Genomic DNA, 12643 nt, shown 5'->3' with positions numbered 1-12643 from the left:
ACTAAGTATTTACTTTTTGTGTACACTTACTCGGTAGTGTACAAGGGCTTGGAATTATGAGTTTCATTCAAGTTAAAGACACAATTTTAATATCTTTGTTAAAAGTGTACGGTTTCACGATACTATGAACAACTATTTTCGTACAGATTGTCAATATCTTTTAACTTAATAGGTGGTTTACAATTAAAACAAGATAAGGTGTCTGAAAATAGAAACAACTACATTTTTTCATTACATGAAATCGAAATCAAATGCTTGTAAACATAATGTGATTTTAGAAAATGAAGTTAAAAATCAATCAACATTCTACTAAAGACTGAATTTTAGAGGTGAAAATATGAGTATTGAAAATAACCAATATCCTTCTTATTATCCCATGGGTGACCGTGCGATTGTGGCACAATTTGAAAACTTTATAAGTATAGATGTAAGTAGAAAAATACAATCATTTTTATATATGATTAAAAAACAGGACATTAAAGGAGTTATGGAACTATTACCGGCATATAACAATTTAACAATCGTATACAATCCGGTAATCATCAAATACGATGAACTGATTATGGAATTTAAAAAAATCGAGAAAGACATATCCGATGATGTAAAAATAGAAAGTAAAACAGTTCATATTCCAGTAGCCTTCGGCGGTGAATATGGATTAGATATAGATGAAATTGCTGAAAGATCAGATCTGACATCGACCGAAGTAATTAAAAAGTTACAAAGTAAAAGCTATTATGTATATATGATTGGATTCATAGCTGGATATCCTTATTGCGGTAATATTGATGAAAAATTGCGTTTTAAACGGCGTTCCAATCCTCGTATGAGTGTGAAAAAAGGTACAGTTCAAATTGCTGATAAACAGGTAGGAATATTCACTATGGATGCACCATCTGGATGGCATATAGTTGGTTGGACTCCTATGGAAGTTTTTAATCCACATCATTTACCTCCTGGGTTATTAAGTGCAGGGGATTATGTAAAGTTAGAACCTGTTAGTTCAGATTTTGTTAAAACCTGGGATAAAGAGAAGGAGAAGGAGTGGAATCGCAATTGGAATATGTAAATATCTTGAAACCCGGATTATTAACGACAGTTCAAGATCTTGGAAGACGAGATTATCGAATTTATGGTGTTTCAGTATCAGGTGTAATGGATGCGCTTTCATTTAGATTGGCTAATACTTTAGTAGGGAATGATGAAAATGATGCAGCAATTGAAATAACGATGATGGGACCTACTATTAAATTCGAGACGAAGACTGCATTCTCTATTACAGGCGGAAATTTATCCCCGAAATTGAATGGAAAGAGCATTGATATGTGGAAAGTTATTTTTGCGAAGGCAGGAGATGAACTAAGTTTCGGTAAATACATTTCAGGTTGTAGATCATATATCGCGTTGGCTGGTGGAGTGAACGTTCCAGTAGTTATGGGAAGTCGTGCGACGTTTACTCGTGGTCATTACGGTGGATATATGGGAAGAGCCTTAAAAAGAGGAGACAAATTATATTTTAATAAACCTGATTTTAATATAAAACAATTACAAGGTAGAAGATTACGAACGAATGACATCCCAGATTTTGGTGAAGAGCGTCCAATTAGATTTATATTAGGTCCACATATAGAACGTTTTGTAAATAAGTCCATTGAAAATTTTTCAAATGGTACATATAGTTTATCAAATGCATCAGATCGAATGGGTTATCGTTTAGAGGGTGAACAATTAATCCATAAAGATGGTGCTGATATAATATCTGACTTTATAACACCGGGAACAATTCAAGTGCCAGGTAATGGTTATCCAATAATCCACATGGCAGATTGCGGAACTTCCGGTGGTTATACAAAAATTGGTGTTGTCATAACTACTGATATACCCTATGTTGCTCAGAAAAAACCTGGCGATAAAATTAAATTTCAAGTATGTGATATTAACGAGGCACAAAATGAATATCGAAAGATTGAAAAAATGTTATACGATATTGAATTAAATAATAAACTATTGTCCAGAAATTAGTGTATAACGGTTGGAATTGAGTTTTATTTCAATCGTTTATTGTTTAATAAAAGAAAATAAGACTTATTTTATTAGAAAGCGAATATTCAATTTCCAAGGAGTGGTATGATGAATCGACTATCTACAAGTGAGCTATTGAATCTTATAGAACAAGAAATACCAAGGGAAAGAATACTGGATAGCTTAGCTAATCGTTACTCATACAGTTTTGATGCATCATTTGGTGAATATTTACCTGACATTATCGTACAAGCCACTACCAAGGAAGAGGTTTCATTTTTATTAAAGTTAGCAAATGAACATCAATTTCCAGTCTATCCTCGTGGAACCGCTACATCATTAAGCGGAGGTTCTTTGGCGGTACACGGCGGCGTAATGTTAGATATATCGCAATTCGAAAAAAAACTTATTGTAGACCAAGAAAATTTATTAGCTATTGTATCACCAAGTGTTATTACAAGTGAAATTCATGAAGCAGCTGAAAGTGTTGGTCTTTTCTACCCGCCAGATCCAAGTAGTTCACATGTATCAACAATTGGTGGTAATATATCGGAAAATTCGAGCGGTCCCAAAGGTTTGAAATATGGAACAACTAAAGAATATGTAATCGGTTTAGAAGTTGTTACACCTACAGGAGAAATTATTCGTACTGGAGGAAAAACAGTAAAAAATGTAACTGGGTATGATTTGACACGACTTATTGTTGGTTCTGAAGGAACCTTAGGTGTTATTACAGAAGCAATAATTCGACTTATACCTAAGCCTGCTGATCGGAAAACGCTTTTGGCATCTTTCGATTCAGTGATTAACTCTGGGAAAGCAATTACGAATATATTGGCATCGGGAATATTACCGAGTGCCATGGAGCTAATGGATAATGCGTGTATAGTTGCAGTAGAAAATTATATGCCAAGTGGTTTACCAACTGAAGCAGCGGCAATTATAATTATTGAAGTAGATGGATATAAAGTTGCAATACAGGAAGAAATTGATAAATGCGCAGAGGTATGTGAACGATTTAATGCAACAAGTGTAAAAGTAGCCAAAAATGAACAAGAACGAGAGCGGATTTGGAAAAGTAGACGAATGGTTTCTCCAGCAATAACACAATTAGGCCCTACAAAAATATCTGAAGACGCAACAGTGCCAAGAAGTAAAATTCCTGAAATGATGGAAAGACTCGGTGAAATTAGGGAAAAGTATAAATTAAACTTAGTTGTTTTTGGACATGCAGGTGATGGAAATCTACACCCGAATATTTTAACCGATATACGTAATGTAGAAGAAATGAAGCGTGTAGAAGATGCGGTTAGTGAAATTTTTGAAGCGGCAATAGAATTAGGCGGAACATTGTCAGGTGAACATGGCATTGGTTTATTAAAGGCTCCTTATATGTCCTTAGAGCTGGGGGAAAATGGATTATTGATGATGAAAAAAATTAAAGAAGCTTGGGATCCGAAAAACATTTTGAACCCAGGAAAAATATTTCCGGAGGAAGGACAAAAAAAGGTGGTGTTAATTTAACATGAAAACAGATGAAATTGATAAAAAGTACAGTAATAAATTGTATGAATCAGCTTATGATGCTGCAAATATGTGCGTTCAATGTGGTTATTGTTTACCAGTATGTCCTACTTATTTAACGATGGGTAATGAAGCACAATCTCCAAGGGGACGAATCAATTTAGTGAAGATGGCAGCTGAAGGTAAGATTGATATTTTAAATGACTTAAAAGAACCGATGGAATTATGTTTAGGGTGTCGAGCGTGCGAGGTTGCTTGTCCTGTTAACGTTCCATATAGTGAAATTTATGAATCGGCATTGAATGTGATTGCTGAAAATAAAAAGGCTTCAAAATCATCGCATACTATGCCAGATAAATTGTTACAAACTATGCTGAAAAATTTATTCCCTAAAAAGAAACATCTACGTACAGCAGGAAGCTTTTTATGGTTTTATCAATCATCAGGTTTAAGTAAATTAACACAAAAGACTAAGATTATGGAAATGGTTTCTAAACCAATGGGGCAATTTGAACGGGCTTTACCAAAAGTAGAATCGCCAAATAAACGTTATAAATTTGGTGAGCATTACAAAGCTGTTGGAGAAAGGAAAATGATTGTCGCTTTTTTTCCAGGTTGTATAATGGATGCAGTTATGTCAAAAATTAATCGTCAATCTATTGAATTACTACAAAAATGTGGAATTGAAGTTGTAATACCTCAAAATATAACTTGTTGCGGTGCACTACATAGTCATCAAGGTGAAGTAGATGCAACAAAGAAATTGGCAAAACAGAATATCGAAGCATTTGAAGAACTAGGTGTCACTTATTTGATTAACAATGCTGGTGGTTGTGGTGCGATGTTATATGAATACGATAAATTACTTGCTGATGAACCTGAATGGAAGAATCGTGCAAACAAATTCGTTGCTAGATCGAGAGATATTACTGAAGTATTGGCTGAAATTGACGAAATTCCATATGAAAAAGAATGGAGAGGTGTTATCACCTATCAAGATTCTTGCCATTTACGAAATGTTCAAGGAGTCATTGATCCACCTAGAAAATTATTAAAGTCAATTCCAGGAGCCACATTTGTAGAACTAAAAAACAGTCATTTATGTTGTGCATCCGGTGGAATATATAATTTACTGCACTTTGAAGAATCGATGGAAATACTAGATGAGAAAATGTTACACGTAATAAAAACTGAAGCAAGTACAATTGTTACCACAAACCCGGGGTGTTTATTACAAATGCGTTTAGGAATTGAACGTAGTGGCAGTAAGAATAAAATGCAAGGACTTCATTTAATGGAAGTAATAGCAGAAGCATGTGGAATAAATTAATAAAGTAGGAAATCGTTTAAGTAATATTATAGCAAGGTATATCAGTTATCAACTATAGGGCCTATCCAAACAATACATTTCAAAATACAGCATCTCCTTCGTACGATTAACGTATCAAGGGTTGCTGTTTTCATTTCTGAAGAAAAGTTAACAATCGTTCCCATCACATTCTTCTTTTTCTTAGTAAGGGGCAATCCTTTATTCTACTTTGAAGACTCCATCACCGGAGATTGATCTATTCCATGGATTTTACGCTTATTTGAGGAAAACCGACTCTATTGTGTTTTATATAGAAGCGAACATAATTTGACCATAGTTAAAATTCAAAAAGCACGAATGAGTGAAGAACTTTTTTATTGGCGATGTATAGTGCAAAATGAAAGAATATTATTTTTTCACTTTACTTGGAGTGGGGGTGTGATAGTTTTTGCCGGGAAAACCGGTCACGTATTGCTTGGTTACCCGGCTTGGAACTTAATCCCTTAGAGGCTCCGTGTCAAGTGGTTATCAACGCATAGTGTTTTGCAACCTTTACTTTTAAAAACAGTATTATTCCCAAACTGACAAGCGTTCCGACAGTTTGTTTCCATACAATACTAAAGCGTAATAAGTTCCTGGGTGTTCGGTAGGAAAGGAATGATATGGGTGGTAAAATCCAGTGGCAATAATCATTTTATTCCTGATAGGTAGACCTTTATTTACAAAAAGGACTTATTATGTGCACTTTCAAATTTTTTCATAAGGGGTTTTGGCTGAATCTGAGTGTTTGGTGAGCTTTTATCTTGGTTGCAACGCTATATAAAATTAAACCGAATTGATTGCAGTCTTTATTATAAAAGATCTTATTGGAACTGGAGATAGTGTTGTTAGATGTTTAGTTCGAGGAAGAAATCTAATAAGGACATAAGAAGCCATTAGTGTTGCATAAAGTTAGACAGTTAATGATTAACGCGAGATGAATCTGATCTTTTACCCTATTGTTTTTTATTTTATGTAGATATTAATGCTTAATTTTCATAAAAAAATAAAGTAATACAAACAAAATTTCAAGCGATATGATATCAAAATAGCAATTAAAGGAGTTGGATTTTGATGAAACAAGCACTGAATGGAATTAAAGTTCTTGATTTATCCAGAACATTGGCGGGGCCATATTGTAGTATGTTGCTTGGAGACATGGGTGCAGATATCATAAAAGTGGAACAACCAGGAAAGGGAGATGAATCAAGATATTTTACGCCCCCAACATGGAATGGGGAAAGTTGTTACTTTCTATCTACAAATCGTAACAAAAGAAGTATTACAATTGATTTGAAATCGCCCGAAGGCAAAGAGATTATTTATAAACTTGTAGAAGAAGCTGATGTTCTACTTGAGAATTTCCGTACGGGTGCCCTGGATCAGTTAGGATTTGGCTATGAAGAGATTAAAAGAATTAACCCCCGTCTAGTATACTGCTCAATATCAGGTTTTGGTCGTACGGGTCCAGAAAAAAGTAAAGCGGGGTATGATTTACTTCTGCAAGGTTTCGGTGGTTTAATGAGTATTACTGGAGATGCTGATCGGCCACCCGCTAAAGCTGGAATGGCGATTGTGGACTTGACGACAGGAATGTTCGCGGCTTATGGTATTTTGACTGCTCTTTTGGCTCGGGGCCAGACAGATAAAGGCCAGTTTATTGATGTAAGTTTGTTAGATGGTCAAATCTCACTTTTAAATCATATGGCAACTGGCTTTTTCGCCACAGGAAAACTAGCAGGACGTATGGGATCTAGTCATCCATCTATTGTTCCCTATCAATCTTTTAAAACCAAGGATCAAGATATTATTTTAGCTGTTGGGAATGACGGTCAATGGGCGAAATGTTGTGATTCTTTGGGGTGGACAGATCTATATAATAATCACAAATATAAAACAAATAGCGATAGAGTAGATAATAGAAACGATTTGATTCCAATTATCAGTGAAAGGTTATCAAAATTAACGAACGAGGAGATAATTAAGAAACTAGAAGCAGTGGGAGTTCCATGTGGACCAATCCATACTTTAGATCAAGTCCTTGAACATCCCCAGGTTAAAGCAAGAGAAATGGTATTGGATGTTGAGCATCCTATAGTAAATAATTTAAAAATACCAGGATTTCCTGTTAAGCTTTCAGACACTCCTGCAACTTTAACAAGGTATCCCCCGTTGTTAGGTGAGCATACAGAAGAAGTAATGGCGGAATTGGGGTATACTACTGATGAGATTAAAGGATTAAAAGAACGCCTAGTAATAGGTGGTTTTTCTAAACCAAATATTTAAAATATCTACTCCCATTTCAAGCCGCTCACTTCTGTTTTCTACAATTATTAGGAATCTTGAAAAAGAACTTATTTTATTTTGTAGTGGCTTGGTTAAGTTTACTGCTTTTTAATAATTGGCCAATTCTACAACCAAGTTAGCCCCCTAAGTTCAAATAAAATAATGCCACTATAAAATTTCGTGTATCATTGAAATTGCGAAACAAACAATGAGAGGGAGTGTTATAGTGGCACAACGTGAGAATACTATACAAGACCGTAAAGATAAACACTTGTCACCTTTTGAACGCGGTCAAATCGAGGCGCTTCACAAGGAAAGACATTCCAACCGAGAGATCGATAGACGCATAGGACGCGTTCATCAAACCATTGCTAATGAATTAGAGCGTGTAACCACGACTCAACTTCAAACTGGACGCACACCCTATACAGCCTATTTCGCTGAAACGGGACAGGCTATATATGAACGTAATCGACTCCAATGCGCGCGAAAAGTAAGTTGCTTGTCGTGAGTGTTTTTTTGATTTCGCGTGTGAAAAAATCATAGATCAGGACTGGTCACCAGAGGCAGTCGTCGGTTTTTCAGCCTGCAAGACAATTGTAAGAACCGACCTACAGTGTCCACTAAAACCCTTTTCAACTATATAGATTTAAACTTATGGCACGTTCGAAACATAGACTTGCCCATACTGCGAAGAAAAACAGTATCAAACGCAACAATCCAAAGGGAAAGTGGATATGTTAACTCCGATCATTTTATTCATTCTTATCTTAATTCTGTATTCATTTTTAGTGAAATTGATTCAGAGAACAAAAAAATAATAGTTTCTACAAAGAATCATATAGTGCAGAATGGGCATTGCCCGAAAGCTTTAGATGGTTTACCTTAGTGTGAATCATTATCAGAACAAAACGCTTAAGTTTTAAGATTGATGTTTTTTAAATTTCCGATGTAAATACTCCTCTGACTTTCCTTTTGGGATGCTAAGAGTTTCCCAGTCCCCATCTTTTATCTCTTTTCCAATATAAACAATTTGACCAACATGATAAGCATAATGTGCCATTTGTCTTTCGATTGCTTCTAGTACAGTGTGTTTCTCACCCCGAATGGTTACATTTTTTAATAAATCTTGGCATTCTAATCCATTCAATGTACCAAAAAAAGTATTCCAACCGTTATTCCATATAGTTATCATTTCCCACTTTGAAGCAATGTCATCCTCAAATTCCTGATCACGATGTCTAGAAGGTTTCTCCCCATCTGTTGTCAAAAAATCAAACCATCTAGATACCATATTGCCACTTAAATGCTTTACAATAATAGCGATACTATTTGATGCATCATTTAATTTCCAGTGTATATCTATCTCTAATAATTGGCTTATTGTTTGATTTCCAAGATGTTTAACGCTTTGAAATCATTCTTGTATAATCATCAAATATTCATTGCCGAGATTCATAAATATATCCCCTCGTTTTGTACAACAATATGGTCTTTTTATTTAATAAGTACAGTCACTTCCGTTAATGAAACGCCTTGGAAGCAATTTAAAAGATAATTCATTCGCCTTTGTCACTCTGATCCTGGTCTTTTTTGACATTCATTTTCAGGGTTGTGTTGATGTTCATTAATGCTATTAATATAAACCCGAGCATTATGAAAGTGACAATTTCTCCTGTGAAAAATGATACAATTCCCAATATCAAGGCATATAGCCCGTACCACTTGTCATTCATATGTAAAACCTCGCTTTTCCTCATTCTAATACATGCAATTTCTATGTGCTAAATGGAATGATTTTTTCAACAAGACTTTGTTTCATTGTGCATTTACCATAAATAGGATTCTTATTCATTTATGAAGTGCTTCGTTCAATAGGGACCAAGTAAGTTAAATTGAACCACGATGATAATGGTCGCTACTATTATAAGCATTTCCGTTACAGTCAAAATAGATTGTTTTGGATCGTGTGTGTACTTCCACTCGAAAAAGGCTCTTATCAAATAATCCAGGATCGCAAAACCCACCATTGCGAAGAAAAACAAGTAAAGTAACTCCTCCCTATAAAACAACAGCATAGAATATAAAGTGATTAGGCTAATCGTAGAAAAAATCCGCAAAAATTTATCGATTTTTCGATGCGATTCATTTATATGATTATACGAAAAAAACTTTTTCTTTACTTTTTCAATTTTAAGTAGCCTCCTTAGAAGAAACTTAACTAGTGAAATAAGAGCAAAAACAAATACCAGAATCAACCCGAGTTTTAACCAGAACACACAACTCCTCCTCTTCTATTAACCACTTTTTATTCTTCCCTTCATTCTACTCATCAGTATCCTTTCTTTTCATAATTATACCAAAGATATCCAGAGTCTACTAAAAAATTAAGAATCATCACGAAATATAGCCTCTAGCTCAACCGTATACTAGTTAGTTTCGATTGTGGTGTATCCATAACCGGAAATCACTCTATATACCCTATGAAGCAAGCAATATAAATCGAGGGGGAAGTGGATATGCATCAAACGGCTACGAAACCATACATGAAAACGACTGCATTATGGATGGAAAAGAACGCTTGGCATACCTGATTCTACTTCGAAATGCTATCAAATCAATTATGCGATGTATGTGTAAAAATACATAATTTGCAAGGGGTGGAGAGCTATACTGCCACTCTTTTTTAGCGTATGTAAAATTTATTTTTAAAATCAGTATCCTTTTCTGAAAAACTCTCTATATGGAGTATGAGAAGTGCAAAGTGAGCACTCATCTACTACCTATCTACAAGGGGAGAAACCAAATGAAATTATTAATTGAAGAAGAGTCCATACCGCTACTACCGTCGCTCGTACACTTAGTAGGAATCAATGGAGCACTATTTATGCAACAAGTACATTTTCGCTCGCTTATATCCAAGAACGTTCGGGACGGCCATAGGTGGATCTATAAAACGTATGATGACTGGACTAAAGAATTTACGTTCTGGTCGTCGAACACGATTAGACGTATTATTTATGATCTTGAAAAAAAGGGCTATCTCATTTCAGCACATCATCACAACCGGATGAAGATCGACAACACAAAATGGTATCGAATCGACTATACTAGATTGCCTGAAAGTACATTCGAACATGGGCAAGTCACTTGCTCAGAAGCGCCAAGTGCGCCTGGTGAAGTTAAGCAAGTCCACGTGGCAGATTTGGGCAAGCCAATAACCAAAGAACTTAAAGAATCTTTAAAAATAAAGAATAAAGACCAAGTCGAGATGAATCTCGACGTCGCACATAGTGTGATTCAGTATTTGAATGATCAAACCGGAAAGCAATTCAAAATCACTTCAACAACTACTAAGAAGTTCATCGCTGGCAGAGTGAAAGAGGGCTATACGCAAGAGGATTTCATGAAAGTCATCGATCTCAAAGTGTCACAGTGGATGAACCATGCTGAATTCAACCGCTTCCTGCGGCCATCGACGTTATTTAGCGCAACGAATTTTGAAAACTATATCAATGAACTAGCTGTAATGCAGAAGCCGAAAAAGCGTTTGCTCGCTCTACCAGTGCTGGATTTCAATAAAGGGGATGAACACGTATGAATAGTGAACTAATGGAAAAAAGTCTTCTCGGTACGATGATGGAGGAAAATTATTTGGTTTTGGACAGTGGGATTCAGACAGCATTCTTTGAGACACAGCTGCACAAAAATATTTATCTTACCATGAAGGAATTAGCTAACAACGGACGCCCAATCGACTTCATCACCTTGCTGACGACACGGGAACCGGCAGAACTTGGTGGGGCCAATTACGTATCGGAATTACGTCGCTTTGCCAACCCCGCGCGCTTTGACGAGTATTTGGAAATGGTTATTACAAAGTGGAAAAAACGCGAGATGGAGAGAATCTTACAGCAAGCACAGGTCGAACAGTGGGAACTTAATGATGTTTTTAAAGAGTTAGAAAAACTGGATACCGATTACACGTCAGATGATTCGCTGTTACTCGACGAGATCCTGGTGGCACAGTACGAACGCCCATTCATCGAAGGACCGGAGATGACAGGAATTAGCACAGGCTTACAGCCGATGGATTATCTGCTGAACGGATTCCAAGACAGTGAATTCATTGTCATCGCTGCAAGACCTTCTATGGGGAAGACGGATACACTCAATCATCTCGCGCTGACTGCCGGATTAAACGATCATTTATCGATCGTCTTTTCACTCGAAATGAGCCGTAAAACGATGACCGACCGTCTGATATCGACAGCGGGTGGATATAGTCGATTAAAGATGCGCGATCCATATAAACATTTTGATAACACACAAAAGAATACATGGATGACAGCACTCGAGCATCTGCAAAGCGCTAAAATCCGTATCGACGACAGAAGTGGAATAAAAGTGAGTCAAATAAAAGCCACTGCCCGCAGAGTCATTAAAGCACAACCGGACAAGCGACCGATTATTTTCGTTGATTACTTGCAGATCATCCAACCAGAAGAAAGAGTGAATAACCAAAACCAAGCAATTGGCCAAATTAGCGCAGATTTAAAAGCGATGGCAAAAGAATTTAACTGCCCTGTTGTCGTCCTGTCTCAGCTTTCCAGAGCAGTCGAACAACGCCAGGACAAGCAACCGATGATGAGCGATCTACGAGACTCCGGCAACATAGAACAAGACGCCGACGTTGTGTGCTTCCTCTACAGAGATGATTACTACAATCAAGAATCGGAACTCAATAACCTTCTCGAAATCACGGTTGCCAAGCACCGTAACGGTCCAGTCGGTGGCTGCACTGTTTACTACAACAAAGACAATGGCCGACTCGCTTCAATGTCCTGAACCGTTCTAAATATTTTGCCCCACTAAAGGAGAGTGTACGTATGATTACAGTTGAAGAATTATTTGATTACGCAGTTGATACCGATATGTCCTTAACTGCTCACAGTATCTTCTGGGCGATTACGAATCAAAAGATTTGCATGGATGAAGATAGCAAAAAACTAAAAAAAATTAAGTTCGACGAGGAAGCAATCCAGCAATCGATGAAAAAGAACACATTGCGTATTGGGGAAATCAAGCTCTTTGTCGTGAAAAGTACACAACCGAATTGGTATGCATTTTATCTCGGTAAGAAAGAGGCGGATGCTTATCAGTTACATAGCGAAACATTTCGGGAGACCGGTGTGAAGGTCACGCACGCTGATCGATTGATGCCGAATTTATTAACATTTGCTGAATCGGGAAAAGAAGAAAGTTTGTACGAGTATCGAAAGCGTATGGTGCAGTTTCCGGTGTATGTGGGGCATGTGGAGGCAGGGAAGCGTTTGGTGCATCGTGTATAAGCGAGAGGAGAGATGGGTGTGAACATAGCACGTACTACACGTTCTGTATTTCACAAGCCATGTTTAAATCCAGCTATCTTCATTGGAGAAGATGAGCTGGATCTCTAGTACA

General features: G+C 36.7%; 10 protein-coding genes and 1 pseudogene. 9 read left to right on the top strand and 2 right to left on the bottom strand.

Features of this window, described 5'->3' with window-relative positions; genetic code table 11:
* Positions 1-337: 337 nt before the first annotated feature.
* The 6 genes from pxpB to SporoP8_RS01690 all read left to right on the top strand — a co-directional run bounded on the left by pxpB (position 338) and on the right by SporoP8_RS01690 (position 7691).
* The gene (gene pxpB / locus SporoP8_RS01715) at positions 338-1069 is read left to right on the top strand and encodes a 5-oxoprolinase subunit PxpB (RefSeq protein WP_085130921.1); all 732 of its coding nucleotides are present in this window, start codon (positions 338-340) and stop codon (positions 1067-1069) included.
* A complete protein-coding gene (locus SporoP8_RS01710; RefSeq protein WP_232319187.1) occupies positions 1045-2022 on the top strand; it encodes a 5-oxoprolinase subunit C family protein in 978 nt (325 codons plus the stop codon). Before pxpB ends, SporoP8_RS01710 begins: the two co-directional genes overlap by 25 nt.
* Before the next feature lie 105 nt (positions 2023-2127).
* Positions 2128-3546 (top strand): FAD-binding oxidoreductase, encoded by a 1419-nt coding sequence (locus tag SporoP8_RS01705; RefSeq protein ID WP_085130919.1) that lies wholly within the window; start codon positions 2128-2130, stop codon positions 3544-3546.
* A gap of 1 nt (position 3547) precedes the next feature.
* A complete protein-coding gene (locus tag SporoP8_RS01700; protein WP_085130918.1) occupies positions 3548-4876 on the top strand; it encodes a (Fe-S)-binding protein in 1329 nt (442 codons plus the stop codon).
* Between the two features lie 1092 nt (positions 4877-5968).
* A complete protein-coding gene (locus SporoP8_RS01695) occupies positions 5969-7180 on the top strand; it encodes a CaiB/BaiF CoA transferase family protein (protein ID WP_085130917.1) in 1212 nt (403 codons plus the stop codon).
* Between the two features lie 226 nt (positions 7181-7406).
* Complete coding sequence (locus SporoP8_RS01690; RefSeq protein ID WP_198166049.1) at positions 7407-7691, top strand: helix-turn-helix domain-containing protein; 285 nt, start codon at positions 7407-7409, stop codon at positions 7689-7691.
* A 411-nt stretch (positions 7692-8102) separates the two neighbouring features.
* On the opposite strand, the pseudogene SporoP8_RS01685 reads toward SporoP8_RS01690, so the two are convergent.
* Both SporoP8_RS01685 and SporoP8_RS01680 read right to left on the bottom strand, forming a co-directional pair.
* Positions 8103-8639, bottom strand: a pseudogene (locus SporoP8_RS01685) (DUF1572 family protein).
* 412 nt (positions 8640-9051) lie between these two features.
* Positions 9052-9459, bottom strand: coding sequence for a DUF4181 domain-containing protein (locus SporoP8_RS01680; RefSeq protein ID WP_085130915.1), 408 nt, complete (start codon positions 9457-9459; stop codon positions 9052-9054).
* 527 nt (positions 9460-9986) lie between these two features.
* Here SporoP8_RS01680 and SporoP8_RS01675 point away from each other — a divergent pair.
* Genes SporoP8_RS01675 through SporoP8_RS01665 form a run of 3 tightly spaced genes read left to right on the top strand, consistent with a single transcriptional unit; the run spans position 9987 to position 12531 of the window.
* Positions 9987-10781, top strand: a complete 795-nt coding sequence (locus SporoP8_RS01675) for a conserved phage C-terminal domain-containing protein (protein ID WP_198166048.1) — start codon at positions 9987-9989, stop codon at positions 10779-10781.
* Positions 10778-12028 carry a replicative DNA helicase gene (locus SporoP8_RS01670; protein WP_085130913.1) on the top strand — a complete coding sequence of 417 codons (1251 nt, stop codon included), beginning with the start codon at positions 10778-10780 and terminating at the stop codon, positions 12026-12028. Before SporoP8_RS01675 ends, SporoP8_RS01670 begins: the two co-directional genes overlap by 4 nt.
* Positions 12029-12069: 41 nt before the next feature.
* A complete protein-coding gene (locus SporoP8_RS01665) occupies positions 12070-12531 on the top strand; it encodes a hypothetical protein (protein WP_085130912.1) in 462 nt (153 codons plus the stop codon).
* Positions 12532-12643: the final 112 nt, after the last annotated feature.

This window comes from Sporosarcina ureae, assembly GCF_002101375.1.
Lineage (GTDB): Bacteria > Bacillota > Bacilli > Bacillales_A > Planococcaceae > Sporosarcina > Sporosarcina ureae_B.
The sequence above is the reverse complement of the archived record's forward strand: the minus strand, read 5'-3'. Positions and strand labels throughout refer to the sequence as shown.

What these genes read in the sequence shown, in the direction of transcription:
- SporoP8_RS01670 (WP_085130913.1), top strand. Translation starts at nt 10,778, where the DNA reads ATGAATAGTGAACTAATGGAAAAAAGTCTTCTCGGTACGATGATGGAG.
- SporoP8_RS01675 (WP_198166048.1), top strand. Translation starts at nt 9,987, where the DNA reads ATGAAATTATTAATTGAAGAAGAGTCCATACCGCTACTACCGTCGCTC.
- pxpB (WP_085130921.1), top strand. Translation starts at nt 338, where the DNA reads ATGAGTATTGAAAATAACCAATATCCTTCTTATTATCCCATGGGTGAC.
- SporoP8_RS01700 (WP_085130918.1), top strand. Translation starts at nt 3,548, where the DNA reads ATGAAAACAGATGAAATTGATAAAAAGTACAGTAATAAATTGTATGAA.
- SporoP8_RS01705 (WP_085130919.1), top strand. Translation starts at nt 2,128, where the DNA reads ATGATGAATCGACTATCTACAAGTGAGCTATTGAATCTTATAGAACAA.
- SporoP8_RS01695 (WP_085130917.1), top strand. Translation starts at nt 5,969, where the DNA reads ATGAAACAAGCACTGAATGGAATTAAAGTTCTTGATTTATCCAGAACA.
- SporoP8_RS01665 (WP_085130912.1), top strand. Translation starts at nt 12,070, where the DNA reads ATGATTACAGTTGAAGAATTATTTGATTACGCAGTTGATACCGATATG.